Source organism: Arcticibacter sp. (assembly GCF_053551015.1).
This window is the reverse complement of sequence record NZ_JBMQOB010000008.1, coordinates 103,857-130,435: the sequence shown is the minus strand read 5'-3', so window position 1 is coordinate 130,435 and position 26,579 is coordinate 103,857. Positions and strand designations below refer to the sequence as shown.

General features: G+C 48.1%; 18 protein-coding genes. 9 read left to right on the top strand and 9 right to left on the bottom strand.

What is annotated here, in order from left to right:
* Window positions 1–156: 156 nt before the first annotated feature.
* Window positions 157–591, bottom strand: coding sequence for an Hsp20/alpha crystallin family protein (locus tag ACO1NU_RS04940; protein ID WP_448817354.1), 435 nt, complete (start codon window positions 589–591; stop codon window positions 157–159).
* A 246-nt stretch (window positions 592–837) separates the two neighbouring features.
* On the opposite strand from ACO1NU_RS04940, the gene ACO1NU_RS04935 reads away from it, so the two are divergent.
* The 6 genes from ACO1NU_RS04935 to ACO1NU_RS04910 all read left to right on the top strand — a co-directional run bounded on the left by ACO1NU_RS04935 (window position 838) and on the right by ACO1NU_RS04910 (window position 6,391).
* The gene (locus ACO1NU_RS04935; RefSeq protein WP_448817353.1) at window positions 838–1,464 is read left to right on the top strand and encodes a PAS domain-containing protein; all 627 of its coding nucleotides are present in this window, start codon (window positions 838–840) and stop codon (window positions 1,462–1,464) included.
* Window positions 1,465–1,517: 53 nt separating this feature from the next.
* Window positions 1,518–1,871: a hypothetical protein gene (locus tag ACO1NU_RS04930; RefSeq protein ID WP_448817352.1), complete on the top strand. Its 354-nt coding sequence runs from the start codon at window positions 1,518–1,520 to the stop codon at window positions 1,869–1,871.
* A 132-nt stretch (window positions 1,872–2,003) separates the two neighbouring features.
* Complete coding sequence (locus tag ACO1NU_RS04925; protein WP_448817351.1) at window positions 2,004–4,097, top strand: FUSC family membrane protein; 2,094 nt, start codon at window positions 2,004–2,006, stop codon at window positions 4,095–4,097.
* Window positions 4,098–4,271: 174 nt separating this feature from the next.
* Window positions 4,272–4,562 (top strand): DUF2089 family protein, encoded by a 291-nt coding sequence (locus tag ACO1NU_RS04920; protein WP_448817350.1) that lies wholly within the window; start codon window positions 4,272–4,274, stop codon window positions 4,560–4,562.
* The gene (locus tag ACO1NU_RS04915; protein ID WP_448817349.1) at window positions 4,559–5,116 is read left to right on the top strand and encodes a hypothetical protein; all 558 of its coding nucleotides are present in this window, start codon (window positions 4,559–4,561) and stop codon (window positions 5,114–5,116) included. The genes ACO1NU_RS04920 and ACO1NU_RS04915 overlap by 4 nt, the downstream gene beginning before the upstream one ends.
* 3 nt (window positions 5,117–5,119) lie before the next feature.
* On the top strand, window positions 5,120–6,391 hold the full coding sequence (locus ACO1NU_RS04910) for an alpha/beta fold hydrolase (RefSeq protein WP_448817348.1): 1,272 nt from the start codon (window positions 5,120–5,122) through the stop codon (window positions 6,389–6,391).
* 40 nt (window positions 6,392–6,431) lie between these two features.
* Here ACO1NU_RS04910 and ACO1NU_RS04905 read toward each other — a convergent pair whose 3' ends face one another.
* The 5 genes from ACO1NU_RS04905 to ACO1NU_RS04885 are packed head-to-tail and all read right to left on the bottom strand — an operon-like array spanning window position 6,432 to window position 14,049.
* A complete protein-coding gene (locus ACO1NU_RS04905; RefSeq protein WP_448817347.1) occupies window positions 6,432–9,548 on the bottom strand; it encodes an efflux RND transporter permease subunit in 3,117 nt (1,038 codons plus the stop codon).
* Between the two features lie 23 nt (window positions 9,549–9,571).
* The gene (locus ACO1NU_RS04900) at window positions 9,572–10,663 is read right to left on the bottom strand and encodes an efflux RND transporter periplasmic adaptor subunit (protein WP_448817346.1); all 1,092 of its coding nucleotides are present in this window, start codon (window positions 10,661–10,663) and stop codon (window positions 9,572–9,574) included.
* 5 nt (window positions 10,664–10,668) lie between these two features.
* The gene (locus ACO1NU_RS04895; RefSeq protein WP_448817345.1) at window positions 10,669–11,937 is read right to left on the bottom strand and encodes a TolC family protein; all 1,269 of its coding nucleotides are present in this window, start codon (window positions 11,935–11,937) and stop codon (window positions 10,669–10,671) included.
* A 58-nt stretch (window positions 11,938–11,995) separates the two neighbouring features.
* Window positions 11,996–13,351 (bottom strand): sensor histidine kinase, encoded by a 1,356-nt coding sequence (locus tag ACO1NU_RS04890; RefSeq protein ID WP_448817344.1) that lies wholly within the window; start codon window positions 13,349–13,351, stop codon window positions 11,996–11,998.
* Window positions 13,352–13,353: 2 nt separating this feature from the next.
* On the bottom strand, window positions 13,354–14,049 hold the full coding sequence (locus tag ACO1NU_RS04885; RefSeq protein ID WP_448817343.1) for a response regulator transcription factor: 696 nt from the start codon (window positions 14,047–14,049) through the stop codon (window positions 13,354–13,356).
* Between the two features lie 131 nt (window positions 14,050–14,180).
* On the opposite strand from ACO1NU_RS04885, the gene ACO1NU_RS04880 reads away from it, so the two are divergent.
* On the top strand, window positions 14,181–14,681 hold the full coding sequence (locus ACO1NU_RS04880) for a DinB family protein (protein WP_448817342.1): 501 nt from the start codon (window positions 14,181–14,183) through the stop codon (window positions 14,679–14,681).
* A gap of 24 nt (window positions 14,682–14,705) precedes the next feature.
* On the opposite strand, the gene ACO1NU_RS04875 is transcribed toward ACO1NU_RS04880, so the two are convergent.
* Both ACO1NU_RS04875 and ACO1NU_RS04870 read right to left on the bottom strand, forming a co-directional pair.
* Window positions 14,706–15,677: a helix-turn-helix transcriptional regulator gene (locus ACO1NU_RS04875; protein WP_448817341.1), complete on the bottom strand. Its 972-nt coding sequence runs from the start codon at window positions 15,675–15,677 to the stop codon at window positions 14,706–14,708.
* A gap of 50 nt (window positions 15,678–15,727) precedes the next feature.
* Entirely contained in the window at window positions 15,728–16,081 is a 354-nt protein-coding gene (locus ACO1NU_RS04870) for a hypothetical protein (RefSeq protein WP_448817340.1), read from the bottom strand.
* 248 nt (window positions 16,082–16,329) lie between these two features.
* Between ACO1NU_RS04870 and galB the strand changes: the two genes are divergently transcribed.
* Window positions 16,330–19,068, top strand: coding sequence for a beta-galactosidase GalB (galB, locus tag ACO1NU_RS04865; protein ID WP_448817339.1), 2,739 nt, complete (start codon window positions 16,330–16,332; stop codon window positions 19,066–19,068).
* Window positions 19,069–19,115: 47 nt separating this feature from the next.
* Here galB and ACO1NU_RS04860 read toward each other — a convergent pair whose 3' ends face one another.
* Complete coding sequence (locus ACO1NU_RS04860) at window positions 19,116–23,249, bottom strand: hybrid sensor histidine kinase/response regulator transcription factor (protein ID WP_448817338.1); 4,134 nt, start codon at window positions 23,247–23,249, stop codon at window positions 19,116–19,118.
* Window positions 23,250–23,484: 235 nt separating this feature from the next.
* Here ACO1NU_RS04860 and ACO1NU_RS04855 point away from each other — a divergent pair, with 235 nt between their 5' ends.
* Window positions 23,485–26,571, top strand: coding sequence for a SusC/RagA family TonB-linked outer membrane protein (locus ACO1NU_RS04855; RefSeq protein WP_448817337.1), 3,087 nt, complete (start codon window positions 23,485–23,487; stop codon window positions 26,569–26,571).
* The last annotated feature ends 8 nt before the right edge of the window (window positions 26,572–26,579 follow it).

Sequence of the window (26,579 nt, the reverse complement as noted above, 5' to 3'; positions counted from 1 at the left end):
ACAGTTGAACGGCCTCATCCATAGTTCTTACTTGATGTTTTTCTTCCATAACTAATTCGCTTAAATAAAAGAGCGCCGGGCACCCGGGGGAAAACAGGATGGGCTTGCTGCATCAGCCGCGATTCAACAAGACACGCCCGGCGATCCTTATGACTGTTATTCAACAGGTATGATCTTCCGTTTAGGCAAGGCCTTGTCAGACTTTTCAAGTTTCAGGTGAAGGATGCCTTTATCGTACTTCGCCTTGATATGATCTTCCTTAACATTATCCGGAATACCAAACGAGCGGCTAAATGAAGAATAAGAAAATTCTTTACGGGTATAATTGTCCTTGTCTTCCTCTTTTTGATCTTTCCGTTCCGCACTGATTGTCAAGACGTTATTAGCGATATCAAGTTTAAAGTCTTCCTTCTCGAAACCCGGCACAGCGACGTAAATGTCAAAGCCTTTTTCATTTTCCTTGATGTTCACGGCAGGAACCTGCTTGCCACGGTTAAAAAATGAACCGTCAAATAGGCTGTCGTATGTCCCAAAATCTTCAAATAACTTTTTTAAAGATGGACTCGGTGTTGCTTTCATTAATGTGTTCATAGCTTTCATGTTTTATTTTGTACCACAAATCTCTATTAAATCATGCTGATCGGCACTGACTGGTGTTAGTCACCCAACTGATTCTCGTCAGGGCCTAATGTCCCCCCATCCACAGGATATGAGAACCGCGTTACAATTTCATCTCCTGTGCAAACAAAAAAGACACTTATGACATTATCCTTTGTTAACGATTTACAACAAGCGTTTTGGTCATACTCAAACCAGGGCGCTCCATTATGGGCCCACATGCAAAAGTTTAAAGATACGATCAGACTTCTTGAAGATTCTCATTTCTACTACATCATCATCGCAGGGATGGATGGCAAATACCGATACGTCAATAAAAACTATGCGGGAGCTTTCAGCCATATCAGCAACGATATTGTTGGCGAGCCCTACTTCCTGACAATGCACCCGGATGATTGCAAAGTCTGCGAAGAGGTATCCAGGCAATGCTTCCGCTTTCCCGACAAATCTTTCCCCGCCACTATCCGCAAGCATGATGGAAAGGGTGAGTACATCGTCACCCAATGGGAATATTCCGCGATGTTCGACGAGAACGGTGCCCCTTCGGGTGTCTTCTGTATGGGCTACGATATCACCGAAACAGTTGTCGCAAACGAGGAACTGGAAGTTGCGAAGAATGAGATTGAGGAAAAAAACAACCTCCTTGAACAGATCGTTTGGGCGCAGTCCCACGTTCTACGGAGACCTCTGGCAAATATCATTGGCCTTGTGAACATCCTGAATAAAATGGAAATTGACCAGAATCTCAGAAACATTTGCGACATGTTAATCCAGAGCTCTGAACAGCTGGACGAGGCCATTCATGATATCGTAAAGAAGAGACCGGTCACAGAAGAAACAACATAAAACAGCCCGTATATCAATCCAGGCTTTCGCTGTTAAACAACAAACCGATAACAATGAAACTACTATCTCATAAATTCCTCAACTTAGATATGGCAAAAGCGGTTGGCGCTTCTGCCACCGGTGCAATGGCAACAGGAGCTATGGCAACTGGAGCTTCAGCAACAGGTGCAACCGCAATCGGCGCACAGGCTGTCGGTGCCCTATCCGTTGGCGCAATTGCTGTCGGAGCATTCGCTATAGGAGCACTCTCTGTTGGAGCCCTGGCTATTGGCGCACTTGCCATCGGAAAACTAAACATCAAGCGGGCGAAAATCGGACAACTGCATATCCGTGAACTTAAAGTAGACCGGCTCATCATAGAGAAGAATGATTCGCCAGAGGGCAGCAACGCCAGCGGATCATTATAAAGGCATCAGAAACTGATCCCAGGGGGCGCCTGGCAAGAGTTCAAGCCTGAGGGAGTTTGCTAATATCTGCAAACCATCAACAGTCTGAACTGTTCGGGAAGATATCGTACATTTGCCCGCGATATCCAGTTGATGAGAACAGTCCCTTTCTTTGCACCTTTAAGACGATTTTTTGTTTCTGAGTACTTTACTGACGCAATCAGAATCGCCTTAAGCGTGGTAGTACCCGTTTGTGTGTTATTCAGCCTCGGGCATCCCAATGCGGCGATAACTGTCGGCCTGGGAGCACTCAATGTGGGTATCACAGAAAGTGCCGGCACACCGGCCGACAAGAAAATCAGCCTCTTGATCAGCGTACCCCTGTTTTTCCTGATCTCACTGGCGGTTAGCTGTAGCTGGCCCTACCCTCTACTCCTAGCCATCGTCTTCTCTGTTGTGGTTTTCAGTTGTTCCATGCTGACAGCCTATGGGCCTAGATTTAGCGTATTGGGTATATCGCTTATCGGTCAGGCCATTTTCAGCTGGGGCTTTAAGCCTGCCAACGGACTTGAATTCAGTTTATATGTTCTCGGAGGAGGTGTTTGGTACTATCTTGTGAGTTACCTGTACATCAAACTCTGGCCTCTACGGTCATTAAAGCATGCTATAGCAGAATGTCTCACTGCGACAGCCGACTTTCTTCATGCGAAAGCTCCCTTCTATGATCCGGACGTTCCCTTAGACCTCTGCTACAAGAAAATACTGGCCCTCCATGTACGCATTAACGATAAACAGGAACTCGTCCGAAATCTCCTGATCCGAGACAGGCAGGCCATGAGTCCCCATAATACAGAAGGCCAGAGGCTCATACAGGTAGCCTCCTGCGCAATCGACCTGTATGATCAGATCACAGCCATACATTATGATTACGAGTTTGTACGAGAACACTTTAGAGTAAGCGGGGTCCTGGAACTTGTTTATGGAATAATCAATTTGCAGGTAAGGGAGCTACACGTCATCAGTGACGCCCTCCAGACTAACAGAAGGCCGCGGATCAACCGCTACCTGAAGAAAACGCAATTGCTGGAAGACAGGCTTCAGTACATCATTGACCGGGAGACCAGCAGCAACGCAATCCTGCTCACCAAACTCAAAAACAACATCCGACAAATCGACGAATACATCAAAGCCATAAAATCCGGCATGGGTGACCACGATAAGCAGGTACAATACTCCCGCTTCGTATCAGTGCAGGATCTGAGCTTCTCGACTATTAAAAACAACCTTACTCTTCGCTCACCCATCTTCAGGTTCGCGCTGAGACTGACCGCAGCAAGCATGGTGGGGTTTGGCTTGTCCTATTTGTTTAATTTAGGCGAATACAATTACTGGATACTCCTGACCATCCTCGTAGTCATACGGCCGTCGTTCAATATCACTCAAAAGAGAAATAAGCAACGTCTTATCGGTAGTCTCGCGGGCATTGTAGCAGGCTTTGCAGTGCTCCTGCTTATACACAACATCCAGGTTCAGCTTGCTATCACCGTCCTCTTCCTGATGGGCTTTCTGGCGTTTCTTCGCACCAATTACCTCGTCGCAGTGATCTTCATCACAGCCATGGTCGTGATATGCCTGAACGTGTATTCAGGCCACAACAACACTATTATTCTGGAACGCATTTACGACACCATCCTGGGCTGTATCATAGCCTTCGCGGCCGCATATCTGTTCCCCGTATGGGAAAGTAAAAGACTTGGCTTTCATATCAAACAGGTGCTTGAGTCGAATATCCGGTATCTCGAAAAACTATATGAGGAAGCTACCGGCAAGCCGGCGGACGTCACGTCTTACAAGCTTTCACGAAAGGGAGTTTACACCAGTCTGGCGAGTCTTTCAAGTGCCTTCGCGAGCATGCAGAGCGAGCCCCGACGCAGCATGGATAAAGAAAAAGGAGTGTACCACTTCCAGGTGCTCAATCTGAAACTCAGTTCTATGGTCACTTCTTTGTTCTCTGTGTTCCGCTTGAACACCGTATCTTCTTATAACACTCATGAAGAAATCAAGCAGATCGAGGAGACTCTTCAGATCCTGAAAAGCAGTCTATATACTATAAACGACGACTATACCTCGATTGACAAGATGGAATTAGCAACCGGTGTTCTACAGGATTCAGACTTCAACGAAAAAGCCTTCCCCCTCAGAAAGCTGGCTGACGAGATCAAGGAGTGCTGTAAGCAATTGCTTTAATGTATATCCGCCTTCAATCGATTCAGCCAAGAACTTCTGCACCTGATATCACATGAAGAGGAAAAACGATTCTAAATTTAGGCAGCAACAAGGATAGGCCGAATCATAAAAATCTCCACAAAACCTTTCATCTTATTAAATCATTTCTTAATATTGTTTAACCAATCCTAAACAATGTCTAAGACCCAAAGAAGACTTCCTGATCTATGTCCGAGTTGCTCTGCTCCATTGCAGGTAACAAGTTTAGGGTGCAACACCTGTGAAACCACCGTTTCCGGAAAGTTTCAACTTCCTGTCCTGGCTCGTCTCTCCTCAGAGGAACAACAATTCATTCTCGACTTCGTAAAGAGCAGCGGAAGCCTGAAGCTTATGGCCCAGCAGCTGGGACTGAGTTACCCCACCGTAAGAAATCTCCTGGACGACCTGATTCTAAAGCTTGAGCAAACTGAAAAACCCATTATATGAAAACCTGGCTGTTTAAACCTTTCACCTACGTCGCCGGACTTAAAGCGCTCCTCCTCGGCTTCCTCTTTATGTTAGCCACCCTCATCATCTCATTCTACAGCAAAACCCATTTCGATGGCGCCATCGACGCCCATATCGGGATGAAGGCCCCCCTATCCATTTTCGCTTTTGAACAACTCATTGCGTGGGGAAGCATGGTGCTTACCTCTGCCGTCGTCGCCTTTTTTGTTGCGAGGTCTTCCTTCAGGCTGATCGATATTGCGGGGACAATGGCCCTCTCTCGCGCGCCAATGCTCCTGGTAGCCATTATCGGCTTCAGCCCGGTTCTTCATATCACCAATCCCCAAGAAATCAATATCGCAGTAATGGCTGTGGCTATTCTGATGTTGGTTCCGGTGATATGGATGATCGCCCTGATGCTCCATGCCTTTAAAACCTGCACAAACCTTAAGGGAACGAAAGCTAATCTAAGTTTCATTGCAGCCTTGCTGCTGGCAGAAATCATCTCCATCTCTTTAAATCAACTTCTTATTAGACCTTTGCTAATCAAATAAACCATGAAAAGATTTGTTCTACTTACGCTTCTGCTGGCACTTCTCCTGACCAACGGATATGCTCAGGATACACCAGCTACGCGCAGTGCGGCGCAGAAGTTCGTTGGCTATTTCAATGCGGGGAAGTCAGATAGTTTATACACGCTATTTTCTGATGAAGTGAAGAAAAGCATCAGCCCGGCTAGCCTCCCGGTCCTGATAAGTCAGCTAAAGGGACAACTTGGAGCACTGCTTACAAGTGAGTTTTTCAGTGCCGACAAGGGAATAACCAGCTTTATTTGCCCCTTTGAGAAGTCCGGCCCCGTCCTCTATCTGCATTTCAACAGTAATAACCAACTAGCCGGCTTCTATGTAAATGCCGACAGGCGACAACAGACTGCGCTCAAAGCGGAAGAACAACTGATCACTGTGAACACACCAGGCGCCGTCTTAAAGGGTACGCTTTCTGTGCCCCCTACAACAGGCAAAATGCCGGTGGTAATACTCATCGCGGGATCAGGGCCTACCGACAGAAATGGAAATTCCATGCTCATCAACGGAAAACCAGACTATTTCCTGAAGCTGAGTGATGAACTCCGGGCAAATAATATTGCCGTGCTGCGGTACGACAAACGGGGAGTCGGACAAAGCAGTAACAGCACACCGGAAGCTAAACTCAGCTTTGATGACGGGGTTAACGATGCCGTGGCATTAATCAAATATCTGAAGAACGATAAGCGCTTTTCAAAAGTCCTTGTAGCGGGCCACAGTGAAGGTTCCCTGGTAGGGATAGTGGCTGCCGAACGGGAGAAAGTGGACGGACTGATCTCGCTTTCTGGCGCAGGTTATTCTGCCTATGATCTGTTGAAGACTCAGTTTAAAACCTCACTATCTCCTGATGACAACAAACGGGCCCTGACTATTCTTGACACGATCAGATCTGGCAATCAAGTCCACCAGCCATTAACTGCTGGCTTCGACGCACTTTTCAGACCCTCAGTTCATCTGTATCTTAGCTCATGGATGAAGTTTGATCCCCAAACGGAGATAGCCAAACTGCAGATTCCTGTGCTGATCGTTCAGGGCACCCATGACATTCAAGTAGATGCAGATAACGCAAAACGGTTAAAGAATGCGCAGCCCAAGGCTAAACTGCTGCTCGTAGAGGGAATGAGTCACATATTGAAGGCTGCACCGGCGGACCGGCAACTTAATGCGGCTACCTATTCCCAAAATGAACTTCCCCTGCATCCACAATTGGTCGGGGAGTTAACCAAATTTATCCGCGGAATTTAGGCTGTTTGTGACGCATTTCATTTAGTGAAGAAGGGCTTGACTATGATGTCAAACCCTTCTTCGGCCGGTAGGCCCAGTAAACAACCGTCGGATATACAAACAAATTAAATAAGGTATTCGATATCAGGCCACCTATCACAACAACAGCAAGTGGTTTAGACGCTTCAGAACCGATCCCGGTAGAAAGGGCAGCCGGCATCAACCCAATCGCGGCCATAAGAGCAGTCATGATAACCGGGCGTATTCTTGTTTCCAGGCCATCCCGGATCGCGTCAACAAATGTCCAGTCAGGTTTATGCTTCAATTCTGAAATATTGGTCTTAAACCTGGTGATGAGGATGACTCCATTCTGCACACATATACCAAACAAGGCGATAAAGCCGATCCCTGCGGAAATATTAAAGTTTATGCCAGTAGCCAGCAAGGCAAGTATACCTCCTACCATCGCGAAAGGAACGTTGTTAAGCACCAGCAATGAATCCTTGATATTGCCGAACAATACAAACAAGTTCAAGAAGATGAGCAGTAAGCTGACGGGCACAGCCTGAGACAACCTGGCTGAAGCCCTTTGCTGGTTTTCAAAATCACCTGCCCACTCCAGCTTGAAGCCCTTCTCAAGTTTAACATGCTCTTTCACCTTCGCCTGGGCTTCTGCAATCACACTTCCCATATCCCTTCCGCGAATAGAGAATTTGATGGCACCATAGCGCTGATGCTTATCCCGGTATATCATACTTGGGCCCGTTATCTTGCCGATCTCCGAAATTTCTCCCAGTGGTACTTTTCCTCCTGATATGGTAGGAATCATCAGGTTCGCGATCGCATTTTCATCACTCCTGAAATCCTCCGGGTACCGGATGATCAAATCAAACTTTCTTTCTCCTTCGTAGATTTCTGTCGCTGCCTTGCCCCCGATGGCCATTTCGATAACGGCATTTGCATCGGCAGTGGTGATCCCATAAAGCGCCATCTTCTTCTGGTCCAGATTGATCTGCAACTCAGGCTGTCCAAGGTTCCTCAGAATTCCCAGATCTTCGATACCCTCCACATCTTTGAGGATATTGAATATTTTCTCTTCCTCCCGTTCGATAATGGAGAAGTCATCTCCAAACATCTTCACCACAATCGATCCCTTGACACCTGAAACTGCCTCCTCGACATTATCAGAAATGGGTTGTGAGAAATTCAGGCTTATGCCCGGATAGCCCTTCAAACTTTCCTGCATTCGCTGAATCAGCTGCTCCTTCGACTGTTTGCGCTTCCATTCCTTCTTGGGAAAGATGTCTACATGGAATTCCATGTTGTAAAAGCCTGTTGCGTCAGTCCCATCATTCGGTCGTCCGGTCTGCGACATCACCTGCTTCACTTCATCGAAACTCAGGAACACCTTTCTGATATCATTGGAAAGCTTTTTTGTCTCGTCCAGAGAAATGCTCAGAGGCCCCGTAGCACGAACATAGATAGAACCTTCATCCAGCGTGGGAAGAAATTCTGTGCCGAGAAACTTAAAACTCAGCATACCCGCCACCAGGCAGAAGATCGAAAAACCAAATACCAGCTTTCTGAGCCTGAAACAATGATCGTATATGCGCAGGGTATGATGGATCACGAACTCCAGGAATACATTATGTTTTTCGCGAACGTTCTTCTTCAATAATACACTCGCCATTGCAGGTACAAGCGTGAAGGTCAACAACAATGCGCCAAGTAGGGCAAAACTCAGCGTCCAGGCCAGTGGGGAGAACATCTTGCCCTCCACCTTTTCGAACGTGAAGATGGGCAACAAGCCGGTGATGATGATGAGTTTCGCAAAGAAAATACCCTTTCCATTTTCCAAACAGGCTTTCTTGATCACTCCCAGCTTGCTCATCCGATTAAACTTATCCATCCCGCTCTCTTTAGCCTTATGATCGAGGGCGACGAAGATACCTTCAACCATGACCACCGCACCGTCTATGATGATCCCGAAATCTATAGCCCCCATTGATAACAGATTGGCCGACATGCCTTTCAGCTTTAAACAGATAAAGGCAAATAGCAAAGCAAGCGGGATAATGATCGACACGATGAGCGTGGTTCGCCAGTCGGCCATGAAAAGAAACACAATAAGCGTCACGAATATGATGCCTTCCAGCATATTCCCCATAACCGTGTGCGTTGCATAGTTAACCAGATCTTCCCGGTCGTAAAACGGATTTATCTGTACATCACCAGGTAGTATGGTGCTGTTGAGCTCCGTGATCTTTTCCTTCAATCTTGCAATCACTTCGCTGGGATTTCCGCCTTTTCGCATTACAACAATCCCCTCTACAACATCCGGATCGTGATCCCGTCCCACTTGTCCCAGCCGCGGCAAGGCAGACTCAGCCACATCAGCTACCGTCTTAACATATACCGGGGTACCGTTAAAATTGTCAACCACTACGTTTCGTATCTCATCAATATCATTTAAGATACCGATACCACGAACCACATAGGCCTGTCCGCTCTGCACAATGACATCCCCACCCACATTGATATTGCTTTTCGACACCGCATCAAAAAGTTCGGTTGCACTCACACCATATTGAATGGCCTTCTGCGGATCTACGGTAATCTGATAGGTCTTGACTTCCCCTCCAAAGCTTACCACGTCAGCGATGCCCGGTACCGAAAGAAGTTCTCTTTGAATCACCCAATCCTGCAATGTTTTAAGCTCTCTGACCGACTTCTGATCACTGCTCAACGTATAGCGAAATATCTCTCCGGTAGGCCCGTATGGAGGCTGAACCTCCGGCTGGATTCCCTCCGGCAGATCAGCCTCTTCCAGATGATTATTTACCTGAACCCTCGCAAAAGCATAATCCACATCATCGTCAAAAGTCACCTTTACAATAGACAGTCCGAACAAAGACGAAGAGCGGATGCTCGTACGCTTTTCGGTGGGATTCATAGCAATCTCTAAAGGTCTGCTGACGAACTTTTCTACCTCTTCAGCGCTTCTTCCCGGCCATTGCGTGATGATCGTAATGTTTGTATTGGTTACATCAGGAAAGGCTTCTATTGGTGTATGTTTAAAGCTCAGATAACCAGCCAGGATCATGATGAACGTGGCGAAGAAGATAAAATACTTGTTTTTTAGTGCAAAGCCAATGATGGCCTTTATGAATTTATTCATCGTATCTTGTATAGAAAGCCCCCTTAATCTTTTAGGGTCTCGTAAAGAAATACCTGTTTTGAAGCAATGATCCGGTCTCCGGCATGGAGCCCCTTGCTGATGTACGCTTTCTCTTTTGCTTTGCGATTCACCACCACCTCTTTGATTTCTACCTTATTGGATGGACTCAGAGTCAAAACATAGGTCTTATTACCGTCGAAGATGATCCCTCTGGAATCCACCACAGGAAGGTTAATCCCCGATCTGGCAGCAATGGTCACGGTAGCCAGCATTCCCGGCTTGAGGAGTAATTTTGGGTTAGCAATACTCACCCGGGCATTCATCACTTTACTTTCTCCATCAAGCACATTGTAGATCTTATCTACCTTTCCGGAAAACTCCCGGTCAGGGTACGACAAAATGGAAATCTTTACCTCATCACCTTCATTGACCCTCGGGATATCTGACTCGTAGATATTTACCATCGCCGAAACGCGGGATAAGTCGGCTATCGTGAAAAGCCCATTATCATTGTCGGCCCGTAGCTGCATATCTGAGTTCACGTTCTTCTCAATAATGAAGCCGCTTAGCGGAGCTGAAACGGGGTAAGTGCCACGGCTGCTGCCTCCATGCAACTTCAATACTGCTCGCGCACTTCTGTCCTCAGCCTGCTTGATCAGGAAGTCATTCTTCGCCTCCTCCAATTCTCTTGCAGATGACAATCCGCTTTTGAACAATTCCTCTGCCTGTTGCAAATTACGCTGCGCATTCCGGAGCTCGGCAGACGATGTGATAACCTGCTTATCGAACTCTGATATCTCAGCACTTGTTATGGTCGCAAGTATCTGCCCCTTTTCTACCCTGTCACCTAGCTTAACCGACACATTATTTACCTTTCCGCTAACTGAGGGGAAGATCACTGCCGTTCGCTCTTCTTCTGCAATAATCTTCGCAGAAAAAACAAGGTCTGTAACCTGATTCGATTGCTGAACCGTATCAACAAGCAGTCTGCTGATCAGGGAGTCGGTAATGACAAACTTTTCGGAGACAGCAGGCGCCGCGGGCTCTTGACAAGCGCTCACCACGAGGGTGCCAAGCCAGATGCAGCTTAGCGTTTTTAAAAATCGTATGTTCATGTATTTTATCTGAAAATGGTGGTACCTGTATGAAAGTTGATGGCCTCCCGGGCATTCATTAACTCATATTTAAGATCATTTTGTTGTTGGGCGCTTTCTTTGTAGGCATCATAGAAGTCAAGAAACTCAACCAGACTGAGATTCCGGGCTTGAAAGCTTGCAGTCACACCCTGCATCAGTTTTTCAAAGCTCTCATTGAAAGTCGCGTCGAGGCTTCTGTAGAGCTTTGCAATCTGCAACGCAGCCTGATAGCTGCTGTGCAGTTCGTTCTCCACAATTTCTTCCTGCCTTTTCAGGCCAAGTGTTGAGGCCTCCACACCGATCTTGGCCTTCTTTATCTCCCCCTGATTCCGGTTGAAAAGCGGAATAGGCATACTAATTCCCAAGCCGGTGTATTTCTCAGGATAATTGCCTTTTAGATCATAGCTAAGGGATAGACCCAGATCCGGTACCGCCATCGCTTTCTGCACCCTCAGGAGGTTCTTTGAAAATCCTATCTCGGATCGGGCGAGCTGCAGATCTGCACGATTGATCTTAGCAGAGTCCAGAAGTGCCTCATAAGACTTTTCTTCCGGGTTGAAACCATCCGGATTGATCCCACTTCCCCCCAGAATGAGTGTAGTTCCGGCGTCCATGCGAACCAGCAGCTTCAACTGGCTTCTCAAATCTTCCAGCTCTTTTTGAACGGAAACATACTCGCCCATCAGACTATAGAGGCGCGATTTAATCCGGATAATATCCTTAACAGCAATATTTCCGCGTGCAAGCTGCATTTCAGATGCACGGAGAAGCTGTTGCAGGGATTGCACCTGCTGGTCGTAAACCGACGCTGAAAGCTGCGTATAGTAGGCTTTATAAAAGGTACTCCTCAACTCATACCGTAGGGTGCGCATCAGCTCAGCGTATGCATTTGCAGAAACTTTGACACCAGACTCCGCTAATTCGATATTTTTATTCCGTTTACCCGCGAGCTTGATAATTTGCGTTATTGAAGCACTATACTGCCCGGTAGCCTTAGATGTTTCCAGGAACTTCTTCATCTCATGATTGTAGAACAGGTTTTCATAACTTATTTCCGGATTGTCGAACAATCTTGCTGCGATGATCTCTGCTTTCGCCTGCTCCGTTTCATATCGTTGAGCTATCAGCTGCACGTTATTCTGCAGGAACATTCTTTCCGCCTCCGCAACACTCAGGCGCAAGGTATCCTGAGCAGATGCTTCAAAAACGAAGACCGGCAAAAGCATACAAATGAGTAATATTCGTGTTTTCATTTGCACCAAAGCTATCTTCAGCGCATTAAACCCGAATTAAAGCGAAATTAAAACCGGATTAAAATTTAGGAAAGCTGATGATAAAAGTACTTCCCTCGCCCACTGAGGATCTCAGACTGATCGTCCCCTTAAACAACTGGATGATCTTTCTGGCCATAAACAATCCCATCCCTGTTCCCTTATGCTCCTGCTTCTTAGGAGAACTGTAAAAAGGCTCAAAGATCATGGCCTGCTCCACCTCATTGATACCGGGGCCATTATCAGCCACCTCAATAACGATAGCGTCTTTGCCTGAGATCAATGAGCATGAGACCGGACCCTGATCAGAAAACTTGAATGCATTAGATATGATATTATTGACAGCGATCTTCAAAAGGGTCTCGTTGGCAGAGATAACAGCATCGTGGCCTGAATATTCGTCAAGGGAAAGTACTAATGCTCCTGAGGAAGGGACATCCTGCCATTCCTTTGCGATAGAAGCAAGCAGCTCTTTAAGATCGATATCCTGCAGCCTGGAAGAACCATATTCCACATCTGCCTGCGCAAGACTAACCAGTTCCGTGATGATGCTGTTCATTTTTTCAGCATCTTCCATCAGCGAAACAAGAGCCTGCTTGTACTCTTCAGGACTTCGTTCGTGAGCCAGGACAACTTCTGCACCAATCATCATGCTCGTCACAGGCGTTCGGAGCTCATGCGAAGCATTCGATATAAACGTCTTCTGCAGTACAAAAGCCTGCTCCAAATGCTCCATCAGCTTGTTGAAATTCGAGGCAAGAAGGCTTATCTCATCCCTATTGTCCCCCTCATGCACCCGGAAATGGAGATTACTTGATTTGATCTGCTTCACCTCATCTATAAAGTGGTCTAAGGGTCTCAAGGTTCGCTTGGCTATCCACCGGGCGGATAGAAGGAGACCAATAAATATGGTCACGAAGACAAATATCATCACCTTTTTCAGCTTCTCTAAGCGATAAAGGGTACTTTGGTCTGTTGCCGACGCGATGATGACGAAGTCGCCCTGATTGTCTTTATAAAATATCCCTACAACCTGACTCGTGCCATCTTTAAACTTGAGCTTTTTTTCTTTTCGTACTCTTTCTATGATTTTAGTGCTCCAGAACCGGCCGCGGTCATCAATGAAAACCGGACTATTCTCTGAGTTGTAGATCCTGATCCGCTCACCGTTCAGTGTCTCGAGGTACTGCCCTCTCGCCTTCGCAAGCGCCGCAGACGATATCTCGTCAGCCTCCAGGTAGAGCTTTGCGGTAACCATGGTACGATCCGTAAGGCGGTCAAAAAAGTCAGACTCCATAAACTTGAGGAACGTGAAGTAAATCGCAAACAGAACGGTTAAGAGCGTAAAAGTACTCGTAAGCGTGAAATACAGGGCAAGGCGGTCTTTGATCTTCATGCTCATTTCAGGATGTATCCCATGTTGACTTTGGTGTGAATGAGCTTCCGTCGAAAGCCCTTTTCAATCTTCTTGCGAAGAAAATTCACGTACACATCAATTACATTGGTTCCGGTGTCAAAGTTAATATCCCAGGCATTTTCCGCTATAAACTGTCTCGAAAGAAGGCGGTTAGGATTCTTCAGAAACAGCTCCAGCAACAAAAGCTCCCGGGCTGTCAGATTGATCAACTGACCATCTCTGTATACTTCTTTACTCGCCGTGTCGAGTGTAAGATCATCAAAGTGTAAGATAGAATCATCTTCTTCTTTACGCGGGTGACTTCTGCGTAGCAAGGCTTCTATCCTGGCGAGCAACTCTTTGAAATGAAAGGGTTTGACCAGATAATCATCAGCGCCGCTTTTGAAGCCAGTTAGCTTATCGTCTAAAGACCCCAGCGCCGTCAACATCAGAATGGGGAGATCCTGCTGCTCCTCCCGTAGACGACTGCATAGCTGAAGTCCGTTTAAGCCTGGCATCATCACGTCCAGTATCACCAGATCCGGCTTTGCGTTCGCAAACGCTGCAAGTGCCTCCTCACCGTTCGCTGCAGCAATAACCGCATAGCCGCTTTCTTCCAAACCCTTTTTTATAAGTCCGGCTATCTTGATGTCGTCTTCTGCTAATCCAATCAAAGGCATATTTATCAAAGTTAACATATCCTGAATAATGTGACGGAATCTATAGTGCAGGAAGAAAAAGCATTATTTTTCGAGCACTGGAAATCCTGCTGACAAACTGTTGTCACCCATGCATCTCATCTTTACATCAGAAAATAAAACCACAGATCATGAACACAACAGAACAAGAAACAACTCAGACAAACAAAGAGGTAATCAGCAAAGAAGACTTGTTGAATCATTGGCAGGGACACCGGAATCTGACCAGACATGTTATCGAAGCCTTCCCTGAAAAGGAATTCTTTGAATTTTCTATCGGCGGAATGAGGACCTTTGCAGAGCTTACCTCTGAATTGCTGGCCATCGGTGCACCGGGTTTAAAAGGGATTATTAACCAGGATATTCAGCCCTATAACGAGGCAGCGGTTAAAGCGACCACTAAAGCAGGCTATCTCGAAAAGTGGGATCAGGCAACATCAGAAATCAACGAATACTGGAATCAGCTCACAATAGATGATTTCAGCAAGACATTCAACCTCTTTGGCGAGTACGAATTCCCCGTAATTCAGAACATTCTTTATTTCATCGACAACGAGGTTCATCACCGTGGTCAGGGATTCGTTTATCTAAGAGCACTGGGTATCCAGCCACCTTTCTTTTGGAATAGATAACATATAAAACGGACCATCAGCTTATCACTGATGGTCCGTTTGTATTTTTGACTGAATCTTTGTCATCAGATCTACAACCTTCTGCTTCAGGCTTTCCGGCTCTATGATCCGGGCGTAATCGCCGAACGTCAGATACCAGCGGGGGAAGCCTTCATCCAGGCTCCGGCAGAGGAATGTCATCTCCACCTGATCGCCTTTTACGCACTCCTCCACAAAGCCGTGATACTTTTTCTCGAAGTCCAGATATTTCTTGATCTTCATATCCACCCGGATGCGCACCCTCGTTGTCGGGACCTTCTCGCGGTCATCCTTCAGATAGCTCTCCAGCAGTTGATGCTCCCTGCTGAAAGCTTCATCTGTATTCCGAATACTGTGAATCCGGTCTGTCCTGAATTGCCGGTAGTCCTTACGGAGGTGGCAAAAAGCAAAAACATACCAATTGTCATGATCGTGGAAAACACCGACAGGTTCAATAAAGCGTTGTGTTACATTATCGGCATCAAAGGCCTGATAATGAAGGTCCACCTGTTTCTTATCTGCAATTCCCCGGAACAATAAAGCAAGGGCATTTGACGCACTTTCCTGAAAAAGACTGGAGCCGGGCTGCATCATTACACTCGACTCGATATTCGATAACCAGTCCTTATCGGCACTTCTCAGAACCGCCTTCAATTTGAATGCAGCCGATTCATAGTGCCTGCCCATTTCCTTATCACTGAACTTCTGCATCAGCTTTTCCGCCGCGATAAAGCTCGCAGCCTCCTCACGCGTAAACATCACAGGCGGCAAGCGATAACCTTCCATCAGGGAATATCCCACCCCGGCCTCGCTACAGATCGGTACGCCCGAAGCTTCCAGGGTTCTGATATCACGGTATATGGTCCGCAGGCTAACGTCGAAACGATCGGCCAGGTCCTGCGCCTTGATAATTCTTCGCGACTGCAGCTGAATCAAAATAGCTACGATGCGGTCAAAGCGTTTAGGCGATTCGTCCATCTTGCAAGTATTTCGCCAAATATAAATATTTGATCACTTGCATTCCAGCTTTACGGACTTACCGTTTCCACATCATCACGCGTATCTTTCTCTCCAGATTCCTTGGGTTCAGCTTGTTCCTCCTTGCCGCTTTCCTCATTCTCAGACTGAGGCTCAGCTTCAGATGTAGTACTTCCAGATGCAGGTTCCTCAGAAGCCTGGCTTTCAGATGCAGACCCTTTGGTACTTGCACTATCAGAAGCCGGAGCTTCATTTTCGCTGCCTTTGTGCGCACTCAAATGCTCCATCCCGCCATTTTCTGTATCAGGTGTCACCGTTTCTATTTCCGAGGGAACATCAACTGATGGATCAGGATGTCCTTTCACGCCATTATTCAGATTTGGATCTTTTTCGTTATTTTCCATATCAAATAAATGCCCGAAACGTCATAAAAGTTTTTACAACTGTCAATCTACGTCAGACAGCGGTTTAAAAATCCGCAATCCGCCGCGGGCACCCGGGAGGACAAATCGCTGAAAGGATGCGACAAATGTTTCAATCCACCAGCATTCGTAGGAGATCAAGCCGCTTACATGTATTTTCGACCAAAACGCAATCATACACCCAGAAACTGTACTAACCAGGCTCCTGACAGCCACAGCAATTTAACACCATGAGAACTAGCCTTCACGGTAAACTGATTATCTTCCTTTTACTCGCCCTACCCCTCAGCCCTTTTCAACTTTTCGCACAGACCAAGTCGCCGCGCGAAAGAATCCTCATCAATGAAGGATGGCGGTTCTTCAAATATGCTTCCATGTCGGATGCAGACAGCCTGATATACGACGTACGTCCCGTTGTGATCAATGAACAGGATGACAAGCCTGCCGACTCCAGGCCTACTGAAGCCGTAAAGGTCGAACGAAAAGCCAGCGTACTGAAGCCCTGGATCATGCCAACTGGAAATTCCTTTATAAAAGATCCTCAAAGGCGTCATTCACGCCCAACTGGAAATCCGGGTACCGACTTCCCCTTCGTACAAAAAAACTTTAATGACAATACGTGGGAGCCCATTGATCTTCCTCACGACTGGGCAATCAAAGGCCCTTTTCAGCAGGGACAAAACAGCGAAGTAGGAGGCGGTATGGGAAGACTTCCTAGCCATGGTGTAGCCTGGTACCGGAAACAAATTGATATCCCTTCATCCGACAAAGGCAAGTCTATTTACCTCGACATCGATGGCGCCATGTCATACACCATGGTCTGGATCAATGGCAATCTTGCTGGCGGCTGGCCCTACGGATACAGCTCCTGGAGAATCGACCTGAGCCCCTATCTGCTTTACGGTGCCGCGAATCAGCTGGCGATCCGGTTAGACAACCCTCCTAGTTCCTCCAGGTGGTATCCCGGAGGAGGCATATACCGGAACGTCTGGATTACGAAAACTAGTCCCGTTCATGTAGCTCAATGGGGAACATTTATAAAGACGCGCAACGTCTCGTCGAACGCTGCAACTATCGACCTGGACCTGACAGTGGAAAACACTTCGCGCGCAAAGGTCAGCTCCAGTGTCAGCACTAACATCTACATCCTGAACAGTCAAGGCGAAAGGACCGGCAATCCGGTGGCACGTTTCAAGCCGGCAATTATTCAGATTCCCGGCAAGGAGACGGCAACGACGTCGGGTTCGCTGACCCTTGCAAAGCCACGCCTCTGGGGACCGGTGCCGGAACAACAGCCCAATCGTTATGTTGCCGTGACCACTGTCTCAGTAAATGGAGAAACCACCGACACCTACGAAACTACTTTTGGAATCCGCGACCTGCGATTCGACCCGGAAAAAGGAGTCTTCGTCAACGGTCAGCGAATTGAACTAAAAGGCGTTAACCAGCATCACGATCTTGGTGCGCTTGGTGCTGCATTTAACAAACTGGCAGCACAACGTCAGCTGGAGCTCCTTCGCGAGATGGGATGCAATGCCATCCGCATGGCACACAATCCACCTGCCCCTGAGCTTTTGGAGCTGACAGACAGCATGGGCTTCCTTGTTGTAAACGAGATATTCGATGGCTGGGAACTGAAAAAGACACCGCTCGACTTCCACCTGATCTTCCCCGATTGGTATGAACAAGACCTGCGGGCCTTGATCCGACGTGATCGCAACCATCCATCCGTCATCATGTGGAGCTATGGTAATGAGGTGGGCGAGCAATATACCGGCGAACAGGGAGCAAATCTCGCCAGGAAACTAAATCTGATCGTTAAAGATGAGGATACAACCCGCCCCACCACGCTGTCGATGAACTATGCCAAAGCACACATGCCGTTGCCTGGCGTCTCCGACATTATCAGCCTCAACTATCAGGGAGAGGGCATCAGAAACGGCGCTGCATACGCCGGATTAAAGGGGATCAATACGCCACCTGTATTTCCCGAATTTCATTCCAGATTCCCCGACAAGATGATCCTTAGCAGTGAAAACGCAGCAACACTCAGTAGCAGGGGTGAATACATCTTCCCTGTTTTCAAGGGCAACAGTGCGCCCGTATTAGGCAGTCAGGGTGGAGATTCGGTGCGACTGCAGGTCAGTGCTTACGAATTGTATACCGTCGCCTTTGGAGCATCGCCTGATAAAGTATTTGGAAGTATGGATAAACACCCCTTCGTGGCAGGCGGCTTTGTCTGGAGTGGTTGGGACTATCTTGGCGAGCCGAGTCCCTACTATCAGGCGCGCAGCTCGTACTTCGGCATCATCGACCTCGCAGGCTTCAAAAAAGACCGGTTCTATTTGTACCAGGCACGCTGGCGGCCCGAGCTTCCCATGGCACATATCCTGCCTCATTGGAACTGGCCTGCACGGACCGGCGAGATCACACCGGTACATGTTTTCAGCTCTGCAGACGAGGCCGAGCTGTTCCTCAACGGAAAGTCTCAGGGGAGAAAAAAAATGCAGGAATATGAGTATCGCTTTCGTTGGGACGATGTCCGGTATGAACCCGGAGAACTTCGGGTAGTAACCTATAAGAATGGCAAAAGCTGGGCGAACGACACCGTACGAACTACAGGACCTGCTCAGCTCCTCGACCTTAAAGCAGACAGAAACAATATCCGCTCTGATCGCGCAGACCTCTCGTTCATCACTCTGAAAATAAGCGACACAGCAGGCCAGATGGTCCCAACAGCCAAAAACCGGCTACGCTTCTCCATTCAGGGACCGGGCGAAATTGTCGCCACCGACAACGGAGACCCTGCCAGCTTCGTATCTTTTGCCAGCCACGAACGCGAAGCATTCAACGGCCTCTGTCTCGTCATCGTACGTGCGAAAAAGGGTCAGACAGGTAAGATCCGTCTCGTTGCGGAAGCAGAAGGCTTGATGCCCCAAACGATTACAATCAATACTACTGCCGATTAGTTGGCTCTCACCGACCCTGTAAGTTCTCAAGTGAAACTTGCAGGGTCTCAGACATCTTCCCGTGATTCCGCACGCACCCGCCTTTTCTCCGCTGCATACTCAGAAGGCAGCAGATGGAAGCGGGCTTTAAACATCCTTGCAAAGTAATTAGGTGTACCGAAGCCAGTCATATAAGCAACCTCAGAAACATTCATGTCGGTTTTCTCGAGCAGAGCCGCTGCCCGGTCCAGCTTTACAGCCCGGATGTACTCAATGGGACTCAGGCCGGTTAATTCCAGCACCTTGTGATAGAGCGATGCCCTGCTCATGCCTACATGCTTGCTCAGATCCTCTACAGACAGACTCCGGTCATTCAGTTTCTGCTCGATGTACCCATGAATTTGATTCAGCAGTTTCGTGTCTCTGAGTTCTACCTCAACATCCTGACCAACCATTTGAATCTGCTTCGAATAGGTGCTCTTCAACGAGTGATTAAGCGCTAGCAGATTCCTGATTTTCGCATTAAGTATCTCAAAGTTGAAGGGCTTGGTCAGATAATCATTCGCACCTGACTCCAGTCCCCTGATCTCTTCATACTCCCCGGTCTGGGCAGTTAGTAACACTACAGGAATGTGGTTCGTCCGCTTATCCGCTTTTATCTTTCTGCTTAATTCAATGCCATTCATATAAGGCATGCTGATATCGCTCACGATCAGTTCCGGGTGAGAAGACAGTGCTTTCTGCCAACCCTCTTTACCATTACCTGCTTCAATGATCCGATACCAGGCCTTCAGGTTATCTTTCAGGTAAAACCGGAAGTCTTCATTGTCCTCCACCAGCATGACCACCGGCCGCTTTCCATCCGCTAATTTATCCGAAGGTTCCGTTGGCTGGACAGGCCCATCACCGGCGAGAGATAAACTTCCCGTAATATCCGCGGCTTGTGGAGGCACAACGGGCAAAACGACCGTGAACGTGGTACCGACGTTCAACTCACTCTTTACAGTTATTTTCCCTCCATGCATATTCACAAACTCCCGCGTAATCGACAAGCCGATACCACTTCCCTGATTTAATACAGATGCAGCATTCTCATACTGGAAGAAACGTTCAAAGATCTGCTCATGCCGCGCATCCGGGATGCCAATCCCGGAGTCTGAAACTTGTAAGCAAAAATCAGACTGATCGTCTTCGTCCAATACATACAGGTACATATTCACCTCCCCCCCCTCCAGCGTGAACTTAAAGGCATTCGACAGGAGGTTGAATACAATGCGCTCCACCTTGTCGTGATCAAAGCAAGCGGGCAGAGTGCTCATCTCAGTGTGGATATTAAAGCGGATCTTCTTTCTTTCCGACAGATCATGAAATGAATCTGCGGCCTCTCTTACCCAAGCCAGCAAATCACCTGATGAAAGGTGTAAACGGAGTTCCTGTTCTTCCATTTTTCGGAAGTCCAGGAGTTGATTAACCAAATTAAGGAGCCTTTTCGCATTTCGTTTAATCATCTTCGCCTGAGCAGATATCGTCAGATCAGACACCTGATTGAGCATTTTCTCTACCGGCGCGAGAATCAACGAAATAGGGGTTCGGAATTCGTGACTTAGATTGGTCAGAAACTTGATCTTCAGTAAATTCAGCTCCTGCATCCGCTCTGCCTCCCGGCGCTCCTGCCTGATCAGCTCCTGTGCGCGCAGTTTCTCCTGCTCGAGTTCAAGCTGCATTCTGATCTTGCGCACGCTGTTTTTCCGCAGATAGTACAAAACCAAAGCCAGCACCAAAGCATACAGGATATAGGCGTAGATCGTGCGCCACCAGGGGGGCAATACCCTGACCACAATTGACCGGGGTTCTTTGCTCCATGCTCCTTCAGCATTACTTGTCCGCACTTTAAAAACATACTCACCAGGGTCGAGGTTCGTATATTGCGCCGTCTTCGCCCCACCCACATCATTCCAGTCGCTGTCAAAACCTTCCAGCTGATAAGCATACCTGTTCTGGCCGGGGTTCGAGTAGTTTAGAGCAACATACCCAATGGAAAAATTCTGACCATATTGAAGCTCGATATGATCCGCATAGTTAATTTCCGACTCGATGGGTCCCTTCTCTGATGGCCTGATGAGTGCATTTGACACCTTAAGCTCCGTAAATATCACGGGAGGTATATAGGAATCAGACGGCAGCGTCTCTGGATGAAAATAGTTGAACCCCGTTTCTCCACCGAAATAGATCTCTCCCTCCGATGATCGCATGCCTGAACCTCCGATAAAGGGACTATTTTGCACACGGTTCTCTCTCCCATAGTTTTTAAAACGCCGGGTATTTGGGTCAAAGCTGCTGATTCCTCTGTCCGTACTGAGCCATAGTTTACCCCCGCCATCTTCCAGTATTTTGAACACCGTACCGCTGGCGAGTCCATTGGCTTCTGTGTAATTGACAAACTTTCTCTTCTTCCGGTCAAATAGACTTAGTCCTCCATTAGTGCCGACCCATGTATTTCCTTTTCTGTCATGCAACATGGTAAGTACATGGTCGTTGAGGAGCCCGGTGTTTTCATGGCGATAGTGCGAGAAGGTTCCTTTACGGGGATCGAAGACCGCGATACCAGAACCATACGAACCCAGCCACATCTTCCCGTCACTTGCTTCTGCGAGAGCGCGTATAAAGCCATTGAGCGGGAGGCGGTTTGTACCCGACGCATTGCTCTCCGTTTCATAAACCCACTGGCGCCCATCCTCTGGGTTGAATACTTTTACCCCCCTCCCATTCGTTCCAATCCAGATATTTCCAAGACGATCCTCCTCTATACAATAGACCACATTGGCACTGATGGTATTACGGTCATTCTTCTCTATAAACTGCTTGTAGGTTCTCGAGCGTGTGTCGTAGCGGAAATACCCATCCTGGTTCGTGCCAATCCACAGAATGCCATTCCGGGCGACCTTCAGGCTTAGTACCGAAAAATTTTGCATGATCTGCTTCCTGCTCGAACGAATATCGACCCGCTCGAATAAGCGCTCCTTTCGGTTAAACAGCTGCAATCCCCCACCTTCAGTACCAATGAATATCCTGCCATCTCCCCGCTCCGCAAAAGAAGTCACAACGGGTGAGCTTAACCCCTGCCCATCAAAAACATTACTGCGCTGATACTGGAATAAGGCAAGGTTTTTATCCAGGCGATTGACGCCACCCCGGTATAAACCAAACCAGTAGATGCCCCTTTTTCCAATGTGTATACTTTTAACGGAATGATTACTTAAGCTGAAAGCATTCCTTAGATCAGGCTTTATTCTGATGAACTTCCGCGTCTGCACATTCATAATCCGCAATCCATCTTCCGTTGCCAGCCAGAGCTGATCATTCGGTGCACGTGCAAGCACATGAATAATATCCCCCCGCTTCAGTTGTTCATCATCCGGAGTATCCTTGTATAATTCAAAACTCTTCCCGTCGGCCCCCAGCCTGTTCAGTCCCTCCAACGTAGCGAACCACATGTTCCCATGGCTATCCTGAGAAATGCCGGTGACGTAATTACTGCTGAGGCTATTGGGTTGCTTCCTCTCGTGCATGAAACCTTCATACTGCTTTGTTTGTCTTTTGTATCGATAAAGGCCCACCTGAGACCCGATCCACATATTCCGGTCCTTATCTTCAAACAAGCTCAGGATAGCCCATACATTCTCCTTCGCACGCGCCTCTGCCGGCATCCTAACCATGCTTACCTTTCCTGACTTTGCATCCATGATGCGCAGGTCACTATAAGATCCCACCCACAAGTTTCCGCGATAATCACTCGTAATAGATCGCACCGGAACCTGAGCAAAGGCCTCTGGCCTGAAAAAGCGGTCGCTCTTTACATCGTAATAGCAAAGTCCGCTACCTGTACCAACCCATAGGCGGCCCTGTTTGTCTTCATAGAGTGCATGAACTTCATTGGCAGCCAAGCTATGCGGATCATCAACGCGGTTACGGTAGACTGTGAAGTTCGAACCCTCGTACTTGTTTAAGCCATTAGGAGTACCAAACCAGGTAAAGCCCCTTGAGTCCTCCAGTATCACATTCACCGTGTTTGAAGACAGCCCATCCGTCGTGCTCAGACTGGTAAAGTTGAATGGGCCCGAAGCATGGCTGTATAAAACGGTTAAAATTCCAAACAGCTGCAGGCAGAACAGCCGCTTAAAAAAAAGAGAAAGTTTCGGCATTAGAATAATGGCTAGTATTCTCAAATATAATCATCCTCCTCCAATATTTAGTCTGCCCCCTAACTGCCTATGCTCCCGAACGATGCCATTCCGCCGATCAGCGGCCGCCCCCGCCAATTTTAAACATACCGGATAGGTATTTTATCCAAATGTACTAACGATAAAGAGCTGTGCGGTTGAAATTTGACCCCATAAACCAATTGTATCAACCATTTCCCCTAACAGTATGAAGAAAATGCGACGTATAAAAAAACCAGGGATGCCCCGGATTGCGCTGGTCGTGATGGTGGGACTATCCCTTCCCCTGGCAGCGCATAGCAGTGCGACTCCGGCCAGGCAGACCACTGCAATGGAGATCTCCTCTCAGCAGAAGAAAGCTGCAATCGTGGTCTCCGGTAAAGTAACCGATTCAAAAGGCAGTCCGCTCATCGGAGTTAGTATCCAAGAAAAGGGAACAGCCAATGGCGTCAGCACCAAACAGGACGGAAGCTTTTCCATCCGTGTTGCCGAAAACGCCTTACTTGAAGTCAGCTATGTGGGCTTCAGAACAAAAGAAGTACCGGTGAGAGGCACTACTGTGCTGAACATCGTACTCGAAGACAGCGAACAGGTACTTGAAGAAGTGGTTGTCCGCGTGGGGTACGGAACACAACGGAAGGCTGATATCACCGGAGCGGTAGCAAGCGTAGACCTGGAAGCCTTCCGGGAAGCACCCAACACCAATATAGCGCAATATCTCCAAGGTTCAGTACCGGGTCTGAATGTCGGCGTAGCCACCAATGCCGGCGGCACTCCGCCCATCTCCATCAGAGGGCAGGTTACCCTGAATGGGAGCCAGAACGTGCTGATCATCCTCGACGGGGTTCAGTATAACGGATCTTTGTCATCCATCAACCCCGACGACATAGCCTCTATCGATGTGCTCAAAGACGCCAGCTCCACGGCAGTCTATGGTGCGCAGGCAGCCAACGGGGTTATCCTGATCACCTCCCGTCGCGGCAACGGCAACCGTCCCCGCATCGCCTTCACCAGCGCTGTCACCACTCAAAGCCCCACGGAAAACCTCAGGCCAATGAACAGGGAGGAATTCCTCGCCGGCGTGACGGAAGCATATTGGGACCGCGCCTACCTCGCACCGGATTATACGACTCCGAACCCGGCCTTTAATGTTGCCCAGGTAGTTGATGCGAGCAATCGCGACGCTTCCAACAATCTTCTGCCGAACGATTTTGACTGGTGGGAAGAAGGAACCAATCGGGGACTGATCGTCGACAATAACCTCAGCTTTTCAGGAGGATCAGACCGCTTCAGCTACCTTTTATCGGGAGGTATGCTTGATCAGAAAGGAACGATAATTAACGACCGCTTCAAGCGGAAGACTATCCGCGCCAACGTCGAAACGAAGGCACTTAGCTGGTGGAAGGTGGGACTCATTTCATCGGCTGCCTTTGTTAATCAGGACGGTGCAGAGCCAGCGCTGGCGTCATTGCAGCACATGTCACCTCTCCTGGTACCTTTCAGAGAAGATGGTTCCCTGATTCCATTCCCGACCAACACTCTGGAGTCGAACCCCTTCACCACGTATTATGTAGATGACAAAGACCGCAACAACTATTATTTCGCCAATATCTATACGGATATCGATTTTCCCTTTCTAAAAGGCCTTAATTACCGGATGAACTTTGGTAATAACCTGAGGACCACAGAACGCGGCTTTTCCAGTATTTACGCATCCAATCTGGCCGGTGAGGCTTCCAAGGCGAACGAGAACTATTACGATTATACATTTGACAACATACTCACGTATACCCGGCGGTTCGATAAGCATGACCTGACCGCTACGCTCCTCTATGGTGCATCAGAGCGCAAATTCAACAGCACCCTTGCCCGCGCAACAGGCTTCCCGAGGCTGAACCTGAGTTATAACAACCTGGGCCTGGGTACCAATCAGTTCAGCTCATCAGCCGGATACGATGAAGCGCTTGCTTACCAGATGGCCAGGATCAACTACAAGTTTGATGATAAATATTTAGTAACGGCAACCATCAGGCGCGACGGCTTTTCCGGCTTCGCGAGCAACAATAAGTACGCCGTCTTTCCAGTACTCGCGCTGGGATGGGTCATGTCAAAAGAAAGCTTCCTGGAAAATGTATCCGCTATCGAGTTTCTGAAGTTGAGGGCCGGATACGGGGAGATCGGAAACCAGACAGGCAGGTACACTTCCCTTGCACGTGTCGAAAACAGGGCCGCCTATGTGTTCGGCGACGGAGGAACCACCGCCTTCGGCCAGCAGCTTATTTCTCTGGGCAATGACGACCTGAAATGGGAACGTACCAAGGGGCTGAATATCGGTGTCGATTTCAGTCTGTTCGCAAACCGCCTCAGCGGCAGCTTGGAGTACTACAACAACAATACCGACGACCTGCTGTTCGACGTAGCCATTCCCGGCGTTACCGGATTCGGAAGCATCAGATCAAATCTGGGTCGCATCCGCAACAAGGGCTTTGAGGCGAGTCTAACGGGACACATCGTCCGCAAGACTGATTTCTCCTGGTCTTCCACTTTTAATTTCGCCACCAATAGCAATAAGATTATTTCACTTACAGGAGTAGATTCAGACGAGGATGGCACAGAGGATGACTTGGTATCAAGTGGCCTCTTCATAGGGAAATCCATCCGCACAATCTTTGATTACCAGCCCGCAGGAATTTACCAGCTGGGAGAGACGCCGCTGCCCGGCTTCTTCACCGGTAGCACCCGGCTCGTTGATCAGGATGAAAGCGGACGTATCACTCCAGACGACAGGGTGTTCCTCGGCCGCCGTGAGCCCGCATACAGACTCAGTCTGATGAACAGTTTCTCCTACAGGAGATTCGCACTAGGCGTGTTTTTAAATGCAGTTCAGGGTGGAAAAGACGGTTATCTGGGCAATGACAACCCTTCTTATTTCCGAGAAGACAATACCATTCGCTGGAATGATTTTGAAGGCACCGACTATTGGTCCCCTTCTAACCCCGCGGGCAAGTACCCGCGCAATATCTCAGGCAGTCGCGCCCAGGTTGAACCAAATGTCTGGAGAGACCGCAGTTTTGTCCGCCTTCAGGATGTATCCCTTTCGTATAATCTCAGTCCGGAACTGATGAAGAAGATCAAAGCCCAAAATATCAGTCTCTATGTCAGTGGAAAAAACCTCGTTACCTGGACTAAATGGGACGGATGGGACCCTGAATCGGTAGACGCGGATGGAAATGCTGTTGGCCGGCTTATCGGAGGTAGGCCTGTCATGCGCGCATTCACTCTTGGCTTAAACATCACATACTAAATCAATCA